The organism is Caballeronia sp. NCF2 (genome assembly GCF_023631205.1).
Lineage (GTDB): Bacteria > Pseudomonadota > Gammaproteobacteria > Burkholderiales > Burkholderiaceae > Caballeronia > Caballeronia zhejiangensis.
In genome coordinates, this window is record NZ_JALQDN010000049.1 from 16,589 (window position 1) to 32,985 (window position 16,397).

General features: G+C 63.6%; 23 protein-coding genes. 15 read left to right on the forward strand and 8 right to left on the reverse strand.

Annotation, left to right across the window (positions count from 1 at the left end):
- Window positions 1–14: 14 nt before the first annotated feature.
- Complete coding sequence (locus tag NCS02_RS16100; RefSeq protein WP_175979176.1) at window positions 15–1,430, forward strand: aminotransferase-like domain-containing protein; 1,416 nt, start codon at window positions 15–17, stop codon at window positions 1,428–1,430.
- A 45-nt stretch (window positions 1,431–1,475) separates the two neighbouring features.
- On the opposite strand, the gene NCS02_RS16105 is transcribed toward NCS02_RS16100, so the two are convergent.
- The 5 genes from NCS02_RS16105 to NCS02_RS16125 form a co-directional block, all read right to left on the reverse strand.
- Window positions 1,476–1,736 (reverse strand): hypothetical protein, encoded by a 261-nt coding sequence (locus NCS02_RS16105; RefSeq protein ID WP_008353687.1) that lies wholly within the window; start codon window positions 1,734–1,736, stop codon window positions 1,476–1,478.
- A 190-nt stretch (window positions 1,737–1,926) separates the two neighbouring features.
- Window positions 1,927–2,523, reverse strand: a complete 597-nt coding sequence (locus NCS02_RS16110; RefSeq protein WP_250523232.1) for an H-NS histone family protein — start codon at window positions 2,521–2,523, stop codon at window positions 1,927–1,929.
- 126 nt (window positions 2,524–2,649) lie between these two features.
- Complete coding sequence (locus NCS02_RS16115) at window positions 2,650–3,396, reverse strand: ABC transporter substrate-binding protein (protein WP_284502730.1); 747 nt, start codon at window positions 3,394–3,396, stop codon at window positions 2,650–2,652.
- 179 nt (window positions 3,397–3,575) lie between these two features.
- On the reverse strand, window positions 3,576–3,980 hold the full coding sequence (locus NCS02_RS16120) for an Hsp20/alpha crystallin family protein (protein WP_250435622.1): 405 nt from the start codon (window positions 3,978–3,980) through the stop codon (window positions 3,576–3,578).
- Window positions 3,981–3,993: 13 nt separating this feature from the next.
- On the reverse strand, window positions 3,994–4,428 hold the full coding sequence (locus tag NCS02_RS16125) for an Hsp20/alpha crystallin family protein (RefSeq protein WP_008353683.1): 435 nt from the start codon (window positions 4,426–4,428) through the stop codon (window positions 3,994–3,996).
- 318 nt (window positions 4,429–4,746) lie between these two features.
- On the opposite strand from NCS02_RS16125, the gene NCS02_RS16130 reads away from it, so the two are divergent.
- The 4 genes from NCS02_RS16130 to NCS02_RS16145 all read left to right on the forward strand — a co-directional run bounded on the left by NCS02_RS16130 (window position 4,747) and on the right by NCS02_RS16145 (window position 7,701).
- The gene (locus NCS02_RS16130) at window positions 4,747–4,935 is read left to right on the forward strand and encodes a DUF2970 domain-containing protein (protein WP_008353682.1); all 189 of its coding nucleotides are present in this window, start codon (window positions 4,747–4,749) and stop codon (window positions 4,933–4,935) included.
- 68 nt (window positions 4,936–5,003) lie between these two features.
- Window positions 5,004–5,984 (forward strand): 2-dehydropantoate 2-reductase, encoded by a 981-nt coding sequence (locus NCS02_RS16135; protein ID WP_250502885.1) that lies wholly within the window; start codon window positions 5,004–5,006, stop codon window positions 5,982–5,984.
- A gap of 73 nt (window positions 5,985–6,057) precedes the next feature.
- Window positions 6,058–6,438, forward strand: coding sequence for a nucleotide pyrophosphohydrolase (locus tag NCS02_RS16140; RefSeq protein WP_008353680.1), 381 nt, complete (start codon window positions 6,058–6,060; stop codon window positions 6,436–6,438).
- An 81-nt stretch (window positions 6,439–6,519) separates the two neighbouring features.
- On the forward strand, window positions 6,520–7,701 hold the full coding sequence (locus NCS02_RS16145) for an acyl-CoA dehydrogenase family protein (RefSeq protein ID WP_250502886.1): 1,182 nt from the start codon (window positions 6,520–6,522) through the stop codon (window positions 7,699–7,701).
- Between the two features lie 11 nt (window positions 7,702–7,712).
- On the opposite strand, the gene NCS02_RS16150 is transcribed toward NCS02_RS16145, so the two are convergent.
- Entirely contained in the window at window positions 7,713–7,964 is a 252-nt protein-coding gene (locus tag NCS02_RS16150; RefSeq protein ID WP_033537146.1) for a DUF4148 domain-containing protein, read from the reverse strand.
- 209 nt (window positions 7,965–8,173) lie between these two features.
- On the opposite strand from NCS02_RS16150, the gene NCS02_RS16155 reads away from it, so the two are divergent.
- The 5 genes from NCS02_RS16155 (at window position 8,174) to NCS02_RS16175 (ending at window position 12,104) form a co-directional block, all read left to right on the forward strand.
- The gene (locus NCS02_RS16155; RefSeq protein WP_033537145.1) at window positions 8,174–9,211 is read left to right on the forward strand and encodes a M14 family zinc carboxypeptidase; all 1,038 of its coding nucleotides are present in this window, start codon (window positions 8,174–8,176) and stop codon (window positions 9,209–9,211) included.
- Window positions 9,208–10,002, forward strand: a complete 795-nt coding sequence (locus tag NCS02_RS16160; protein ID WP_250502887.1) for an alpha/beta fold hydrolase — start codon at window positions 9,208–9,210, stop codon at window positions 10,000–10,002. The genes NCS02_RS16155 and NCS02_RS16160 overlap by 4 nt, the downstream gene beginning before the upstream one ends.
- 23 nt (window positions 10,003–10,025) lie before the next feature.
- Window positions 10,026–10,532, forward strand: a complete 507-nt coding sequence (locus NCS02_RS16165; RefSeq protein ID WP_033537144.1) for a cupin domain-containing protein — start codon at window positions 10,026–10,028, stop codon at window positions 10,530–10,532.
- 299 nt (window positions 10,533–10,831) lie between these two features.
- Window positions 10,832–11,071 (forward strand): hypothetical protein, encoded by a 240-nt coding sequence (locus NCS02_RS16170; protein ID WP_008353671.1) that lies wholly within the window; start codon window positions 10,832–10,834, stop codon window positions 11,069–11,071.
- Between the two features lie 139 nt (window positions 11,072–11,210).
- Window positions 11,211–12,104, forward strand: a complete 894-nt coding sequence (locus NCS02_RS16175; RefSeq protein ID WP_502800882.1) for a GNAT family N-acetyltransferase — start codon at window positions 11,211–11,213, stop codon at window positions 12,102–12,104.
- A 16-nt stretch (window positions 12,105–12,120) separates the two neighbouring features.
- Here NCS02_RS16175 and NCS02_RS16180 read toward each other — a convergent pair whose 3' ends face one another.
- The gene (locus NCS02_RS16180; protein WP_008353669.1) at window positions 12,121–12,315 is read right to left on the reverse strand and encodes a DUF1059 domain-containing protein; all 195 of its coding nucleotides are present in this window, start codon (window positions 12,313–12,315) and stop codon (window positions 12,121–12,123) included.
- A 124-nt stretch (window positions 12,316–12,439) separates the two neighbouring features.
- Between NCS02_RS16180 and nthA the strand changes: the two genes are divergently transcribed.
- The 5 genes from nthA to NCS02_RS16205 are packed head-to-tail and all read left to right on the forward strand — an operon-like array spanning window position 12,440 to window position 15,659.
- On the forward strand, window positions 12,440–13,099 hold the full coding sequence (nthA, locus tag NCS02_RS16185) for a nitrile hydratase subunit alpha (RefSeq protein ID WP_008353668.1): 660 nt from the start codon (window positions 12,440–12,442) through the stop codon (window positions 13,097–13,099).
- Entirely contained in the window at window positions 13,096–13,758 is a 663-nt protein-coding gene (gene nthB / locus NCS02_RS16190; RefSeq protein ID WP_008353667.1) for a nitrile hydratase subunit beta, read from the forward strand. The genes nthA and nthB overlap by 4 nt, the downstream gene beginning before the upstream one ends.
- A complete protein-coding gene (locus tag NCS02_RS16195; RefSeq protein WP_250502888.1) occupies window positions 13,755–14,552 on the forward strand; it encodes a nitrile hydratase accessory protein in 798 nt (265 codons plus the stop codon). The genes nthB and NCS02_RS16195 overlap by 4 nt, the downstream gene beginning before the upstream one ends.
- A gap of 22 nt (window positions 14,553–14,574) precedes the next feature.
- Entirely contained in the window at window positions 14,575–14,961 is a 387-nt protein-coding gene (locus NCS02_RS16200) for a tautomerase family protein (RefSeq protein ID WP_008353665.1), read from the forward strand.
- Window positions 14,958–15,659 carry a 4'-phosphopantetheinyl transferase family protein gene (locus NCS02_RS16205; protein ID WP_250502889.1) on the forward strand — a complete coding sequence of 234 codons (702 nt, stop codon included), beginning with the start codon at window positions 14,958–14,960 and terminating at the stop codon, window positions 15,657–15,659. Before NCS02_RS16200 ends, NCS02_RS16205 begins: the two co-directional genes overlap by 4 nt.
- A gap of 16 nt (window positions 15,660–15,675) precedes the next feature.
- Here NCS02_RS16205 and NCS02_RS16210 read toward each other — a convergent pair whose 3' ends face one another.
- Window positions 15,676–16,182 (reverse strand): M48 metallopeptidase family protein, encoded by a 507-nt coding sequence (locus tag NCS02_RS16210; RefSeq protein WP_008353662.1) that lies wholly within the window; start codon window positions 16,180–16,182, stop codon window positions 15,676–15,678.
- Between the last annotated feature and the right edge of the window lie 215 nt (window positions 16,183–16,397).

Sequence of the window (16,397 nt, forward strand, 5' to 3'; positions counted from 1 at the left end):
TTATTCTCGACGCCATGATCGAACTCAAGCTGGAGCGCGGCGCGCGGCAGGCGCCGACGCTCGTCGAACAAATCGTGCGCGCGTTCTCCTCGGCGATCGAGGAGCAGACGTTGCGCGAGGGCGCGCTTCTGCCGTCGGTGCGGCGTCTTGCCGAAGCCGAAAGTCTCAGCACGTTCACGGTGACGGAAGCGTATGGCAGGCTCGTGTCGATGGGCCTCGTCACCGCGCGGCGCGGATCGGGTTATCGCGTGGCAATACGCGGGCGCAGCGAGCGCGTGCGCGCCGTCGAATGGCAGCCGCCGAGCCTCACCGCGACGTGGCTTTTGTCGGACGTATTCGCCGATCATTCCGTGCCGATCAAATCGGGCTGCGGCTGGCTGCCTAACGAATGGGTCAACGAGAGCGGTCTGCAGCACGCGTTGCGCGCGGTGAGCCGCGTACCGGCGGCGCGCATCGCGGATTACGGGCATCCGTACGGCTTCGCGCCGCTGCGCGAGCGGATCGCGGAGCAGATGGACCGCCACGGCTTGCCGATCGACGCCGCATCGAACGTGCTGCTGACCGCGGGCGCGACGCAGGCGCTCGATCTCATCGTGCGCACGCTGCTGCGTCCGGGCGATGCGGTCGTCGTCGAAGATCCGGGCTACTGCAATCTGCTGCAGATTCTGCGGCTCGCGGGTTTGCAGGTGCATGGCGTGCCACGCACGGCGGCCGGTGTCGATACCGACGTGTTCGAGCGCATCGTCGTCGAGCATCGACCGAAAGCGGTCTTTCTCAACACGACCTTGCAGAATCCGACGGGCGCGACCTTCGGCATGGCGTCGGCGTTTCGGCTGATGCAGATTGCGGAGCGGCACGGCCTGTGGGTCGTCGAGGACGATGTGAACCGCGAGCTCGCCGCGCCCGGCGCGCCGTTGCTCGCCGCCATGGAAGGGCTCAGCCGCGTGCTCTACGTCGGCGGTTTCGCGAAGACGATCACGCCCGCGTTGCGCTGTGGTTATGTCATCGCCGAGCGCGACGTATTGCGCGAACTGGCGCGCACGAAGATGGCGGTCGGGCTGACGTCATCGGAGGCGACGGAGCGCATCGTCGAGAAAGTGCTGACGGAAGGGCGCTACGCGCGGCATGTCGAATTCGTCGTGGAAAAGCTCAAGGATGCGCATGCGCTCGTCGAAGAACGCATGGATGCGCTGGGCGTCGAATTGTTCCGGCGTCCGCGCGCGGGGCTTTTCCTGTGGGGCGCGTTGCCGATCGATCCGGCGGATGGAAGCGACGTCGCGACACGCGCATTGCAGCACGGCATATGGCTCGCGCCCGGCTCTTATTTCCGTCCGGACGATGCTCAAAGCGCATGTTTTCGATTCAACGTCCCTTATTCCGTGGACGATGCGCTTTGGACATTTCTGGAAAGAACGATAAAAGGCTTTTAAAACGGACACGACAAACTCGCATCATCGTGTCCGTTAATCGGATATTTATTGCGCCACTTGCGAAGAAGCGGAAGCCGAAACTTGCCCGCGTTGAATCTGCGCGGTGCGTTCCGTATTGCCGAAATCGCCGCGTCCTTGTGCGGCTTCTTCCGCAGCGAAGGTCTGCGCGCTGACGCCATGCTGCGAAGCCGGCGCTCCGACATCGGGACGATAATGCGGCGCCGGTCCATAACCGCTTGCAAATGCCGAGCCGGCGAAAAGAGAACTCAATGCAATAGCAAAGCCCACTACGAGTCGCTTGTTCACGAGGACGCTCCAACGAAGATATGAGGAGATGCGGTTGTCCGAAGCGACAACTGCAATCGGAGAAGCGAATCGTTGCTACGAAACGCCGCCGACATGTGAACGCAGTGTAGAAGGACTGAGCCTTTTTTTAATCGCACGAAAAGCCAATTGAGTTTTCGTCGATCTCAAACAATGGGATGACGTCAGGGTTTCATACGGAAGCATCGCCCGTTGTCGTGGATGGCGATGTTTCGGCACCGCCTTGTTCCGGCAATGCGGCTTTTGCCGCGCGTTTGCGGGGCGCGCTGCGCTTCACCGCCGGTTTCACTGCCGGTTTCGCCGCGACGGATTTCCTTGCTGCCGGCGCCGCTGCTTTCTTCTTCGCAGCAGTTTTTTTCGCCGCCGCTTTCCTCGCTACAGCCTTCGGTTTGACCGCGTTCTCCGCACTTTCCGCATCGATCAGAAACTTGCTGCGATCCTTCACGTTCCCGATCCACGCGGGCGGGCGCGCCCAGCCGCTCCACGTTTCACCCGTCTTCGGATTGCGATACTTCGCGGGCAGCTTGCCCTTCTTCGCGAGCTTGGTCATCGCTTCGTGACGGCCGGCGGGCGCGGGGTACGCGACCTGCGGCTTGCCCGCGCGTTTGGCCTTCTTGCCGTGACGGTCGATATCCGCGGTCGTGAGGCCGTGCCTTTCCATCAGCGCGCGAATATCGTCGAGTACGGCTTGCGCGCGTTTCGCGATCAGCTTCTCGGTCTGCGCCTGGAGCTTCTTCAACTTCGCCTGCATCTGCTTGAGCGTCGCCATCGTTGTCTCCTTGTTGTCGGTTATGTATGTGAGTCTAGGCGAGAGCGAAGCAAGCGGGATAACCTCGCCGCCCGCGAACGAAGTTATCCGCATTGGATGGATCGTTCGCGGGCAACGTATTCCAAATCACTCGCCGTAGATATCGAAGTCGAAGTACTTCTGTTCGATGCGCTTATACGTGCCATCCTTGATCATCGCGGCGATGGCGCCGTCGAGCTTATCCTTCAGGTCCGTATCTTCCTTGCGCAGGCCGATTGCCGTGCCCGGACCGAAGATCGCACTGTCTTCCAGCGCGCCGCCCGCGAAACCGTAGGGCTTGCCGCGCGGCGTCTCGAGAAAGCCGCGTTCGGCTTGCACCGCGTTTTGCAGCGACGCATCGAGCCGTCCGGCGAGCAGATCCTGATAAACCTGATCCTGATCCGCATAGGACACGACCTTCACGCCTTTCGCGCCCCAATGCACCTTCGCATACGTTTCCTGCATCGAGCCTTGCTCGACGCCGACAGCTTTTCCCGCGAGCGATTCCGCCGTCGGCTGGATGTTCGAATCGCGTTTGGCGACGAGGCGCGTGGGCACGTGAAAGAGCTTGCTGGAGAACGCGATCTGCTTGACGCGCGCGGGCGTCATCGACATCGTGGAGAGCACGCCGTCGAACTTGCGCGATTTGAGGCCGGGAATCATGCCGTCGAATGCATTTTCGACCCATACGCATTTCGCGTTGAGACGCCGGCACAGTTCATTGCCGACATCGATATCGAAGCCGACCAGCGTGCCGTCGGGCGCTTTCGATTCGAAAGGCGGATAACTCGCATCGACGCCGAAGCGGATAGTCGACCACTCTTTTGCATGCGCTCCGATCGATACGGCAAGCATCGAACCCAACAACACCGTTACCAGCCTCTTCACGATAGTCCCTTCTTTCTATGAGTATTCGAATGGTTGGCGAATTAAACCGCCGTTGAAGATTATAGAGGCGTGCGCGCAGTGCAAAAGAAAAAGCGGCCGCGAAAAATCGCGGCCGCTCGAGACAAAACTGATAACTTTTCCGATGCTTAACCCGCGCGTACTTCGACGCGGCGCGGACGCGCCTGCTCGCGACGCGGAATCGTGAGTCTCAGCACGCCATTGCTGAGATTCGCGTCGATCTTCGTCGTGTCGAAGTCTTCGCTCACCGTGAAGGCGCGTACGAAACGCGGCGCGCGCAGTTCGGCATGATGCACGCGCACCGTGCCCGGCACAGGCAATGCTGCTTCGGCTTCGATGGTGAGGCGCGCATCGTGCACCTTCACGTCGAGCTTCTCGCGCGAGACGCCGGGCAGATCGGCCCACAGCGTGATGCCATTGCTATCCTCGACGATATCGACCGCCGGTGTGACCGTTGCGCGGCGTGCATTGTCTTCGTTCTTGCGCGCAGCGTCGTTCGTGTTTTGCGCGGCGACTTGAGTGTTCTCGGTCATGATGTGCTTCCTCTTACTGAATGGTGATCGCACGCGGCTTCGATGCTTCGCGCTTGCCGATGGTGATGGACAACGTGCCGTTCTCATAGCGCGCTTCGACCTTGTCCGCGTCCGCGTTTTGCGGCAGTTCGATCACGCGGCGGAAGCTGCCGGTGAAGCGCTCTTTCGCATACGTGCGCGCGCCTTCCACCGTTGCCTGCGCCTTGCGTTCGCCGCTAATGGTGAGCGTGCCTTTATCGACGGTCACATCGAGCGATGCAGGCTCGACGCCCGGCGCGAACGCGACGATATGAATCGCATCGTCCGTGCTGCCGATGTTCAGACGCGGGAAAGCATCCGCGCGGCTCGAACGCATGCTCGAAGGAAGATTGCCGAAGAGCGAGGACATCTGCCGCTGCATGCGGTCCAGTTCAGAGAAAACGTCGCCGCTGAAATAAAAGTCACTCATGGTCCAGTCTCCGATAGTGCGGCCAGCGCGGCCTGCAACAGGAAGTTGAATCGCCGACGCGGTTATCGCCGTCAGTGCATCGAAAGTAGGAGCGAAGGCTATCGTTTCAATACCGCCGCGCTATGTTTCAAGCGCAATTTTTTTTCTCCGGGCGGCTCTTGAAAGAAGCCGAAGCGCGCTTACATCCGTCCGAATGCGCTTCTTGCAGGTCGTTCTGCTACCGTCGAATACAGCGCAACTGCTGCTGTTTTTCATCTCATGGAGCCGGCATCATCATCGCGTGAAAGATCGATACGGATTCAGGCGAAGGAGCCGCTCATGGAACTCTTGAAGATGTTGCGCATCGTGCTTTGGAGCTTTTTCGGCGTGCGCAAGCGCGCTTCGCACAACGCAGACTTCGCGCAGGTCAGGTTGCCGCTATTGCCGGTCATCGCCGTGATGCTCGCGGGCGCATTCGGCCTGACGCTGCTGACGGTGGCGAAGCTCGCCACGGGCATCGCGCACTGAACGCACGAGGGCGCCGTCCCGCTCTTACAATGGCGATCGGATGATTGCCACGAGCGAGGACGGGAACGATGAAAGTATGCGTTTATGGCGCGGGCGCCATCGGCGGATGGATCGGCGTGAAGCTCGCGCAGGCGGGCTGCGATGTCAGCGTGGTCGCGCGCGGCGCGACGCTCGATGCGCTGAAGACGGAAGGGTTGCGGCTCGTCGAAAAGGACGCCACGCATGTCGTGAAGGTCGCGGCGAGCGCCGAACCCGCTGATCTCGGCGTGCAGGATCTCGTCGTGGTTGCAGTGAAGGCGCCCGCGATGGAATCCGTCGCCGCGCATATCGCGCCGCTGCTGTCGAATGAAACCCCCGTGCTGACCGCGATGAACGGTGTGCCGTGGTGGTTCTGCGACGGCCTTGGCGAACCGTTCACCGGCAAACGTCTTTCGTCCGTCGATCCGCAAGGCAAGATCGCCGCGGCGATTCCGGGCACGCAGACGGTCGGTTGCGTGGTGCACGCGAGTTGCTTCGTAGAAGCGCCGGGCGTCATCCGGCATCATCAGGGCAAGGGGCTGATTATGGGCGAGGCGACGGGCGCACCGACCGCCCGCACCGAATCGCTCGTTTCGCTCTTCTCGAAGGCGGGCTTCGACGCCACGCTCTCCGCGCAGATTCAACGCGACGTCTGGTTCAAGCTATGGGGCAACATGACGATGAACCCCATCAGCGCGATTACCGGCGCGACCACCGACCGCATTCTCAGCGACGATCTCGTGCGCGGCTTCGTCACGAACGTGATGCTCGAAGCGAAGGAAATCGGCGCGCGCTTCGGCATTCCCATCGAACAGAAGCCCGAGGATCGCCACGCCGTGACGCTCAAGCTCGGCGCGATGAAAACGTCGATGTTGCAGGACGTTCAGGCGGGCAAGGCGGTCGAGCTCGATGCGCTCGTCGCGTCCGTGCGCGAGTTGGGCGCGATGACCGGCGTGCCGACGCCGTTCACCGATGCGCTTCTCGGGCTCGCACGCCTGCACGCTCGCACGCTCGGGCTCTATCCGGCCTAGGCCGGCTCACCGCGCCACTCTGTCCGGCGAAGGCAGCACCTTCGCGCACACCCGACATCTTCAGAGGAACCCCATGGAGCAACAGGATCAGCGGGAAACCGCGAGCGAGCTCGTCGCAATGCGCGACATGCTGCGCGAGTTCGTCCGCGAGCGGGACTGGAGCCGCTTTCATTCGCCGAAGAATCTGGCTGCGGCGTTGTCGGTGGAAGCGAGCGAGTTGCTCGAACCGTTCACGTGGCTCGCCACCGGCGACAGAACCGAACTCGACGAATCGAAGCTACAAGCCATTCGCCACGAAATGGCGGACGTGCTCGCCTATCTCGTGATGCTCGCCGACTCCCTCGACGTCGATCTGCATCGCGCGCTGATCGAGAAGATGGCGCTGAACCGGTCGAAATATCCGGCGCACAAAGTGAAGGGCGACGCGCGCAAGTACACGGAGTACGACGACTGACACCCGGACGAACGCCACTGGCGCACGATGCGCCCGCGCGGTTAAGCTTGGCGTTCAGCCCGTTCCCTTAGAGGATTGTCGATGGACTTTTCGCTTTCTCCGGAGTTGACCGATCTGCAGGCGCGCGTGCGCGCTTTCATCGCTGAAGAGATCGTGCCGTTCGAGCGCGATCCGCGTTGCACGCTGCATGGCCCGAACGAAGCGCTGCGCGCCGAGTTGATCGCGAAAGGGCGCGCGGCGAAGCTGTTGTCGAGCCACGTATCGCCCGAATTCGGCGGCCTGGGCCTGAATCACGTCGCGAAAGCCATTCTGTTCGAGGAGGCGGGCTATTCGCCGCTCGGTCCGGTCGCGCTGAACATCGCCGCGCCCGACGAAGGGAACATGCATCTGCTCGAAGCCATCGCTACGCCGCAGCAAAAGGAGCGCTGGCTGCGTCCGCTCGCGGCGGGCGAGATTCGCTCGTGTTTCTGCATGACCGAGCCGCCGCCGGGTGCGGGCGCCGATCCGGCGATGCTGCAGACCATCGCCGTGCAGGACGGCGACGACTACGTGATCGACGGACGCAAATGGTTCATCACGGGCGCGGAAGGCGCGGCGGTCGCGATCATCATGGCGAAGTTCGCCGACGGTCCCGCGACGATGTTCCTCGCCGATATGTCGAGCCCCGGCATCGTGATCGAGCGCGCGATGGATTCGCTCGATACGTGCTTTCCCGGCGGCCACGGCGTCGTGCGCTTCGAGGGCCTGCGCGTGCCGAAGGAAAACGTATTGGGCGAGCCGGGCGAAGGATTTCGCTACGCGCAGGTGCGGCTATCGCCGGCGCGTCTCACGCACTGCATGCGCTGGCTCGGCGCCGCGCGGCGCGCGCACGATGTCGCGACGGCGCATGCGCGGCAGCGTCAGGCGTTCGGCAAGGCATTGGGCGAGCACGAAGGCGTCGGCTTCATGCTCGCCGATAACGAAATGGATCTGCACGTCACGCGTCTCGCCATCTGGCATTGCGCGTGGGTGCTCGATCAGGGCGTGCTCGGCAAGCACGAATCGAGCATCGCGAAAGTGGTGTCGTCGGAGGCGCTGTGGCGGGTCGTCGACCGCTCGGTGCAGGTGCTCGGCGGGCAGGGCGTCACGCACGAAACCGTCGTCGCGCGGATTTTCGCGGACATGCGCGCGTTCCGTATCTACGACGGTCCGTCGGAAGTGCATCGATGGAGCATCGCGCGGCGCATCCTGCGCGGGCCGAAGCCGCGCGGCGAATCGGCCTGACGAATGCGCGCTTACTGCACGCGGGTTTCGCCGCGAGCCTGCCGTTGCGCGATGATGCGGCTCGCGCGCATCGCGTTGTCCGGGTAGTCCAGCCAGTCGTTCGGATCGTAGCCGACCGAGCGCCACAGCAGAAATTCCTGCCGGACCTGGTCGCGCGTTTTCGGCGCGTTCGGATCGGTGGTTTGCGCCGGCGGTTGCGCGAGCGCGGACGCGGCGCAGCACAAAGCGAGCGCGCCGAGGATGATGCGGGAAATGGATGTCATGACGAATACCTCACACCGCGTAGCACGGCGATTTCATTCTAGGTGACGGAACGAAAACGCGCAGAACACGTTGTTCGCGTTCGGCGCGTCGCGTTTCATATGTCGTGTGCTGACGAACCGCCCTATACTCGATTTCTTCGGGCGGGGCGTTCCGGCGATTCATAGAACCATAGCCTGAGCCAACGAATACACGACAAACAGGCCCAGTCATGAGCACGTCGAGCGTTGCCATCACCAGCAGTTTTCCGGAGATGGACGAACTGAAAGCGATTCGCGTCGCGGGCGGCGCGCGCTTCGCGTGGCACACGATCGGCGAAGTGCGCGCACGCGAGCATATGTTTCCGATCCTGACCGCGGCGATCGGCTCGGACGATCCGCAAGCGCCCGCCATCGGCTTTTTCGGCGGCGTGCATGGGCTCGAATGCATCGGCACGCAACTCGTCCTCGAATACATGCGCGCGCTGTTGCGACGGCTCGAATGGGACGACACGCTGCATCATCAACTGCGCGCGGTGCGGCTCATCTTCATGCCGATCGTCAATCCCGGCGGCATGTTCGCGCGCACCCGCGCGAATCCGAATGGCGTCGATCTGATGCGCAACGCGCCGCAAAGCGCCGAAGGACGCGTGCCGTTTCTCGCAGGCGGACAGCGCATCGGGCCGTGGCTGCCGTGGTATCGCGGCCCGGCCGATGGCCGCATGGAAGTGGAGAGCGCGGCGCTGCTTTCCGTTGTCGAGGAACAGTTGATGTCGCGGCCGTTGAGCTTCGCGCTCGATTGTCATTCGGGCTTCGGCTGGGACGACAGCATCTGGTTTCCCTACGCGCGCACCGAGCGGCAAATGGCGCATCTGCCGGAAATGTTTCTGCTGAAGACGATGTTCGAGGAGTCGTATCCGCATCATGGCTACGCGTTCGAGCCGCAGAGTCATCAATACCTGCTGCACGGCGATCTGTGGGATTTCGCATATGACCGCTCGCGCGCACCCAACATCTTCCTTCCGATGACGCTCGAACTCGGCTCGTGGCGCTGGATTCGAAAGAATCCGATGCAGCTTTTCTCGCGCCTCGGCATCTTCAATCCGATCAAGGCGCACCGGACGAGGCGCGTGCTGCGGCGTCATCCGAACTTCTTCGATTTCCTCACGCGCGCGGCGTTCTCGTCGCGTCGCTGGCTGCCGAGCGGCGAATTCCGCGAGGACGTGCTGCGGCGCGCGCGCGAGCACTGGCAACGCACGGCCCTGCGATGAGCCAGTGGATCCTTCTGCGCGGCCTCACGCGTGAAGCGCGTCACTGGGGCGCGTTCGATGCGGCGCTCGCCGCGCATGGGCTCGCAGGCGCGGGCGAGCGCGCGATATGCATCGATCTGCCGGGCAATGGCGTCGAACGCGCGCATGGGGCGCCGCTTTCCGTCGTCAGGATGATGGCGTTCGTTCGCGAGCGCGCCGCCGCGCTGAACATACACATGCCGTGCCGCGTGCTTGCGATGTCGCTCGGCGCGATGGTCGCCACTGCGTGGGCCGAACATCATCCCGACGAGATCGAGCGGCTCGTGCTGATCAACACCAGCATGCGCCCGTTCGCGCGCGTGTCCGAACGCCTGCGTCCCAATGCGTGGCCGATGCTCGCGCGAATCGCGATGACGTGGACGCTGCCCGAGCGATGCGAAACGCTCATCCACGCGCTGACGTGCAGTCGTATCGACACGCGTGGCGCAGATATCGCGCACTGGGCGCATCTTCGGCGCACGCATGGCGCGAGCGCGGCGAACGCGCTGCGTCAACTCGCGGCGGCGGCGCGCTTTCGCGCGCGCGTCGATGCACCGCCATGTCCCGTATTGCTGCTATCGTCGGCGGCGGACCGGCTCGTCGATCCGATATGCTCGCTGCGCATCGCGGCGCAATGGCGTGCCTCGCACGCGGTGCATCCGTGGGCGGGCCACGATCTGCCTCACGACGATGCCAACTGGACGTGCGCAGCCATCGCCGCGTGGCTCGACGAGCGCAAGCGCACGCGTGACGTTTCCGTGACGAGTGCATGACACCCATTTGTTTCAAGGTCAATATGAAACCGCCCATCATCAATCTCGATGCGCTCGAACCGCAACCGCTGCCGCCGGAATTCGCGCCGACGGGTGCCGCCGCCGAACGTTACGCGCCGCGCATTGCGCGTATCGGCGGCATGCTCGGCGCGAGGAAGCTCGGCTATAGCCTCATCGTGCTCGAAGCGGGCAAGCGCGCGTTTCCGTTTCATCATCATCGCGTGAACGAGGAGATGTTCTTCGTGGTGGAAGGCGAGGGCGAAGTCCGCATCGGCCAGGAGACGCATGCGATTCGCGCGGGCGACGTCATCGCCTGCCCGCCGGGCGATGCATCGACGGCGCATCAGATCGTCAACACGGGCGCGCAACCGTTGCGCTACCTTGCGGTCAGCACGATGCAATCGCCCGAAGTGGTCGAGTATCCGGATACGGGCCGCCAGGCCGTGCTCGTCGCCGACGAGCCGGGCGTGAAGGGCTTGCGCGCCGTGTTTCGCGCAAGCGATTCGCTGCACTACTGGGACGGCGAATAGAAATGCAGCAGGCACGACGATGGCGAACACCGTCGTCGCTGCCTTCCATGCTTCGTCCATGTAACCGTCACGAATTTCCCGTTAGCGCATGTAACGGACGTGCGTTTCGCGCGACGCATAGGGGAAATCTCGTGTTGCAACGCAGCATCCCATTGCGTATGCTGTTCCTGGCAGGTGGCACAGGCCGCCGCCGCACGCATTCGAGCATCGACACGAACAATCAAACGCCGGCAAGCACAGAGCGTTTCATCGGGCGGGCCGGTAAGCATTACGGTCGTCAGCCTGAGGGAGCCGCACATATGGAACTGACCACATCGTCGCAACCGACGCTGCACGTCTTTCATCAGGAAGGAGGGTGGCATTGGGGCATCACCGTCGAGCGAGCGGCGGGAGGCGGAATGAAGGTCGTCGCGTATAGCGACGAAGGCTTCGGATCCGAGGAAGAGGCACGCGAGGACGGCGAACACGTCCTGCGCTCGGAAGACTGGCGCTCGCGCCAGAGTTTCAGCCGCAGCGAGCGGCGTCAAGGGTATTCCTGATCGGGGCGGCACACGCTCGCCCCCGTTATCGTCCCACCGTTCTTTTTTCCCCTCGTTGCACCCACGCCTCGCTGCATCTTTCGCCTGCACCGGAAACGCGCGACACTGAACGCATCCGCATTCCGACAAGGCGCGTCCCATGCCGTCCGTTCCCTGTCCCTCGCACGCGACACCCGACAATCCCCGTTTCGCAATACGCCGCATGACGCCGCGCGATGTCGACGTCGCGCTCGAATGGGCCGCGACCGAAGGATGGAATCCCGGTCTCGACGACGCCCGCTCGTTCTTCGCCGCCGATCCGCACGGATTTTTCGTCGGCACGTGGGACGGCGCGCCGGTCGGCTGCATCTCGGCGGTCGCATACGGCGATGCGTTCGGTTTCGTCGGCCTCTATATCGTGGTTCCGGAATGGCGCGGCAAGGGCTTCGGCATGCGCTTGTGGAACGAAGGCATGGCGTATCTCGGCGCGCGCACTATCGGGCTCGATGGCGTGCTCGCGCAGCAGCCCAACTATCGGAAATCCGGCTTCGTGTTGGCGTATCGCAACGTGCGCTATGAAGGCATCGCATCGGCGGATGAAGATCCTGCCGATGGAGCCACGATCACCGATGCGCTGAACATCCCCTTCGCGCGGCTTCTCGATTACGACACCCGCGTGTTCGCGTGCGAGCGCACCGCGTTCCTGCGAGCGTGGCTGTCGCAACCGCAGGCGCACGCGCGCGCACTCGCCGCGCTCGATGGCGACGCGGTGAGCGGCCTCGCCGTGATCCGGCGTTGCGGCGCGGGCCACAAGATCGGTCCGCTCTTCGCCGACGATCTGAGCACGGCGCGCGCGCTGTATCGTGGGCTCGTTTCCGTGCTGCCCGGCGAGACCGTGTTCCTCGACGTGCCCGAAATCAATCCTGCGGCGGTGGCGCTGGCGGTCGAACACGACATGACGAGCGTCTTCGAAACGGCGCGCATGTACACGCGTGCGGCCCCGGACGTGCCGCTCGCGCGTGTCTTCGGTGTAACGACCTTCGAGCTCGGCTGAGAACGCCAAAGACCGGTCAGGCCGGCGGCGTGCCGTCGTGGAAGAAGGTCTTCAGTTGCGAGCGCAGTTCGGGCGAATCCGTGTGCTGATGGACGGCGACGGCATGCTGCACGGCCGCTTCCATCAACTCGTCCTCGCTGTCGGCGGACAGGACGACGCTGCATTTCACGTCGCTCGGGCACTCGCGACAATCGATGTACTTGCGTGTCATGGCATCCTCCTCGCATGAGACGCTGAATCCAGTATAGGCGGCGCGCCGCGTCACGGTGACGAGGTTTGCGCGCGCGCGCACACTCCGGTAACGTGTGACGTCTGTGCCACGCGCGAGCCCGCTCATGAGCCACGATCATCCGCACCATCACGACCACGACCACGATCACGATCACGCCGGCAGTGAATTGCCGGAGATGGACCTGCGCGTGCGCGCGCTCGAATCGCTGCTGGTCGAAAAAGGGTATATCGATCCGCGAGCGCTAGACGTCTTCATCGAAACCTACGAGCACAAGGTCGGGCCGCGCAATGGCGCGCGCGTCGTCGCGAAGGCGTGGAGCGATCCCGCGTTTCGCACATGGCTTTTGGACGATGCCACCGCCGCCATCGCGTCGCTCGGTTTCACCGGCCGGCAAGGCGAGCACATGGTCGCGCTCGAGAACACGGAGGACGTACATAACATGGTCGTCTGCACGCTGTGCTCGTGCTACCCGTGGTCGGTGCTCGGGCTGCCGCCGGTCTGGTACAAGTCGGCGCCGTATCGCTCGCGTGCGGTGATCGATCCGCGCGGCGTGCTGCGGGATTTCGGCGTCGAATTGCCGGAACAGGTCGAGTTGCGCGTATGGGATTCGACCGCCGAAGTGCGCTATCTCGTCGTGCCGATGCGTCCCGCCGACACCGATCATCTCGACGAAGACGCGCTCGCCGATCTCGTCACACGCGATTCGATGATCGGCACGGGCGTCGCGCTCGCGCCGTCGCAGGCAACGGGAGCATCGGCATGAACGCGGCGCACGACATGGGCGGCATGCAGGCGTTCGGCCCCATCGAAATCGATGCCTGCGACGCGCCGGGCGCATCGCCGTTTCACGCGGAATGGGAGCGCCGCGTGCTGGCCGTCACGCTCGCGATGGGCGCGACGGGCCAATGGAACATCGACACGTCCCGTGCCGCGCGCGAAAGCCTGCCGCCCGCGCAGTATCTCGGCAGCAGCTATTACGAAATCTGGTTCGAAGGCTTGAAGAAACTCTTGACGGCGAAGGGACTCGCGAGCGCCGATGAGATCGCGAGCGGCCGTTCGCAATCCGCCGCGAAGCCGAACGTGCGCGTGCTGAAAGCGGAGGACGTAAGCGCCGCGCTGTTGCGCGGTGCGCCGGTCGATCGTCCGGCTGCGTCGGCGGCGCGCTTTTCCATCGGTGATGAAGTCCGCACGAAACTGATGAATCCGCCGACGCACACGCGTCTGCCGCGCTATTGCCGCGGCAAGCTCGGGCGCGTCGTCGCGGTGCGCGGCACGCACGTCTTTCCCGATGAAAACGCGCTCGGTCACGGCGAGCATCCGCAATGGCTCTACACCGTGCGTTTCGAGGCGAAAGACTTGTGGGGCGCGGACACGACCGCGTCGTCGGTGTGTGTCGATTGCTGGGAACCGTATCTCGAATGACCTCGACCGACGCTGAATCGAAGCTGAAAGAACTGCGCGCCGCGTTGCCCGAACTGCCTTTCGATGGCGACGGTCCCGTGTTTCGCGCGCCGTGGGAAGCGCAGGCGTTCGCGATGGCGCTCGCGTTGCACGAGCGCGGCGTGTTCACCTGGAAGGAGTGGGCGCACGCGTTGAGCATCGCGATCGAGGACGCGCAGGCGGCGGGCGATCCCGATCACGGCGACACGTATTACGCGCATTGGCTCAGCGCGCTCGAACGCCTCACTGCCGAAAAGGGATGCGTGAGCGACGCGATGCTTGCGCAGCGGCGCGACGAATGGGACGAGGCCGCGCGCGCCACGCCGCATGGCCAGCCGATCGTGCTTACGCGCGCATTGCCCGCCGCGACGCTCGATGCGTATCGCGCGGCGATCTATCGGATCGAAGCGCAGCCGGACATCGACATGAAGATCGGCGTCGGGAATCGCGATGTCGTTGCCTTGCTCGAAAAGCATGGCGTCGCAAGCGCGGTGTTCGTCACGGCGTTCAATCCGTTCGGTCATGTGCTCACGCCGCAAGAAAATGCGCTGCGCCAGCGGGCGCTGATCGAACGCGTCGGACAGATGGGATTGCAGGCGCTGCCGGGCGCGGGCGTCGATCCTCAGCATGTCTGGGTGGCCGAAGCGAGCCTCTTCGCGCTCGGCGCGACCCGCGACACCGCCGATACGCTGATGACGCAATTCGCGCAGAACGCCGTCGTGTATGTCGACCGCGCGGGCGTGCCGGAATTGCTGCTGCATCCGGATCATCGCTGAAACTAACCAACAGGAGAAACCCATGCCGCTCGTTCGCATCGATCTGCAGAAAGGCAAGGACAGCGCGTATCGCACGACTATCGGCGATGTCGTGTACGACGCGATGCGCTCGACACTCGACGTGCCCGAGAACGATCGCTTTCAGATCGTCGCGGAGCACGGCGCGACGGACTTCATCGTCGATCGCACGTATCTCGGCATCAGCCGCACGGACGATTGCGTCGTGATCCAGGTCACGCTCAACGAAGGCCGCGACCTCGCGAAAAAGAGCGCGTTCTACAAGGCGGTCGCCGATGGCTTGCACGAACGTCTCAAGCTGCGGCGCGAGGATGTTTTCATCAGCCTCGTCGAAGTGAAGAAGGAGAACTGGTCCTTCGGCAACGGCGAGGCGCAGTACGCTCCCAAATGACCGAAGCAACGATTCCCTTCGATGTCCGCCCGATGCCGCTTCCCGATCACGCGCCCGGCGACGTGCGCGTGTGGCTGCTTCATATCGATTTTTCGATGCCGCTCGACAGCGCCGCCTACGCCGTGATGAACGCGGATGAACGCGCGCGCGCCGCGCGTTTTCTGCGTCACGCGGATGGCGCGCGTTTCGGCGCGGTGCGTTGCGCGCTGCGGCATCTGCTCGCGGCCGAAACGGGCGACGATCCCGCGCGTCTCGCGTTCGATGCCGGCGATCGCGGCAGGCCGTTTCTCGTTCACCGGAACGCGCCGGATTTCAACGTGTCGCATTCGGGCGGCTATGGCTTGATCGCGATGTCGCGAGAAAGGCGCGTGGGCGCCGATATCGAGGAAGCGCGCGCGACGTTCGATTGGCGCGATCTCGCGCCCGCGGTGCTCGGGGATATCGACCGGCGCGAAATCGAAGCCTTGCCCGACGATGCCGCCCGAGACCGCGCGTTCTTCGACTGCTGGACGGCGAAAGAGGCGGTGCTGAAGGCGCACGGCGATGGCATCGGCAGCACGGATGTCGCGATGCACGGCTTTTCAGTTCTTCCGCGCAGGGACGTTCGCTATGCGGTGACGCGCGGCGCGGGCGCGTTCGACGCTATTTCGCTCACCGCGCCCGACGGATACGCTGCCGCGCTAGCCTGGTCCTATTGATGCGCCGCAGCGACGCTCACGCCACTTTGGTGCGGAGCAAATCCCGATGCGTGAGATACAGCCGCAAGTCGAATTCGATCTGATGGTAGCCGGGCTGCATCAACTCGCACAGGCGATAGAAGGCCTTGTTGTGATCGCTTTCCTTCAGATGCGCGAGTTCATGCACGACGATCATCCGAAGAAACTCGGGCGCGGTGTCCCTGAAAAGCGACGCAATGCGGATTTCCTTCTTCGCCTTGAGCTTCGCGCCCTGCACGCGCGAGATGGCGGTGTGCAGGCCGAGCGCGTGACGCAGCACGTCGAGCTTGCTGTCGTAGAAGACTTTGTCGATTGCAGGCGCGACGCGCAGGAATTCCTGCTTCAGATCTGAGCAATATTCATAAAGCGCGCGATCGGACTGAACGGCGTGCCTGTTCGGATAGCGCGCGTCGAGATACGAACCCAGTTGTTGCTGGGCGATCAGTCGGCGAACCTTGTCCTGCAGCACGTTCGGGTAGGCGCTCAGGTATTTCAGGTGTTGCATGACGGCCAAATTCGATAAAAATGCCTGCGTGCGCAGGCGGGCGTGGGACGCATCGGGCAGCGTCCGCAGCGTGATTTGCGCAGCGATTCAGCAATCATTTTAGTCAACGCCGCGCGGCCTCGCCGACGCCGTTCGCACAAGCGTGTTTCGACGCACGCAATTGCGTAAGTTTATGTTTCAGGCCGGTTTCGACCCCAGCGACCGTGCGAACATGC

Bases quoted from the DNA above. Each gene is read 5' to 3' on its own strand.
- NCS02_RS16200 (WP_008353665.1), top strand. From the start codon at position 14,575: ATGCCGCTCGTTCGCATCGATCTGCAGAAAGGCAAGGACAGCGCGTAT.
- NCS02_RS16170 (WP_008353671.1), top strand. From the start codon at position 10,832: ATGGAACTGACCACATCGTCGCAACCGACGCTGCACGTCTTTCATCAG.
- nthB (WP_008353667.1), top strand. From the start codon at position 13,096: ATGAACGCGGCGCACGACATGGGCGGCATGCAGGCGTTCGGCCCCATC.
- NCS02_RS16145 (WP_250502886.1), top strand. From the start codon at position 6,520: ATGGACTTTTCGCTTTCTCCGGAGTTGACCGATCTGCAGGCGCGCGTG.
- NCS02_RS16100 (WP_175979176.1), top strand. From the start codon at position 15: ATGATCGAACTCAAGCTGGAGCGCGGCGCGCGGCAGGCGCCGACGCTC.
- NCS02_RS16165 (WP_033537144.1), top strand. From the start codon at position 10,026: ATGAAACCGCCCATCATCAATCTCGATGCGCTCGAACCGCAACCGCTG.
- NCS02_RS16110 (WP_250523232.1), bottom strand. From the start codon at position 2,523: ATGGCGACGCTCAAGCAGATGCAGGCGAAGTTGAAGAAGCTCCAGGCG.
- NCS02_RS16120 (WP_250435622.1), bottom strand. From the start codon at position 3,980: ATGACCGAGAACACTCAAGTCGCCGCGCAAAACACGAACGACGCTGCG.
- NCS02_RS16140 (WP_008353680.1), top strand. From the start codon at position 6,058: ATGGAGCAACAGGATCAGCGGGAAACCGCGAGCGAGCTCGTCGCAATG.
- NCS02_RS16160 (WP_250502887.1), top strand. From the start codon at position 9,208: ATGAGCCAGTGGATCCTTCTGCGCGGCCTCACGCGTGAAGCGCGTCAC.
- NCS02_RS16210 (WP_008353662.1), bottom strand. From the start codon at position 16,182: ATGCAACACCTGAAATACCTGAGCGCCTACCCGAACGTGCTGCAGGAC.
- NCS02_RS16125 (WP_008353683.1), bottom strand. From the start codon at position 4,428: ATGAGTGACTTTTATTTCAGCGGCGACGTTTTCTCTGAACTGGACCGC.
- NCS02_RS16135 (WP_250502885.1), top strand. From the start codon at position 5,004: ATGAAAGTATGCGTTTATGGCGCGGGCGCCATCGGCGGATGGATCGGC.
- NCS02_RS16155 (WP_033537145.1), top strand. From the start codon at position 8,174: ATGAGCACGTCGAGCGTTGCCATCACCAGCAGTTTTCCGGAGATGGAC.
- nthA (WP_008353668.1), top strand. From the start codon at position 12,440: ATGAGCCACGATCATCCGCACCATCACGACCACGACCACGATCACGAT.
- NCS02_RS16175 (WP_502800882.1), top strand. From the start codon at position 11,211: ATGCCGTCCGTTCCCTGTCCCTCGCACGCGACACCCGACAATCCCCGT.
- NCS02_RS16180 (WP_008353669.1), bottom strand. From the start codon at position 12,315: ATGACACGCAAGTACATCGATTGTCGCGAGTGCCCGAGCGACGTGAAA.
- NCS02_RS16205 (WP_250502889.1), top strand. From the start codon at position 14,958: ATGACCGAAGCAACGATTCCCTTCGATGTCCGCCCGATGCCGCTTCCC.
- NCS02_RS16150 (WP_033537146.1), bottom strand. From the start codon at position 7,964: ATGACATCCATTTCCCGCATCATCCTCGGCGCGCTCGCTTTGTGCTGC.
- NCS02_RS16195 (WP_250502888.1), top strand. From the start codon at position 13,755: ATGACCTCGACCGACGCTGAATCGAAGCTGAAAGAACTGCGCGCCGCG.
- NCS02_RS16115 (WP_284502730.1), bottom strand. From the start codon at position 3,396: ATGCTTGCCGTATCGATCGGAGCGCATGCAAAAGAGTGGTCGACTATC.
- NCS02_RS16130 (WP_008353682.1), top strand. From the start codon at position 4,747: ATGGAACTCTTGAAGATGTTGCGCATCGTGCTTTGGAGCTTTTTCGGC.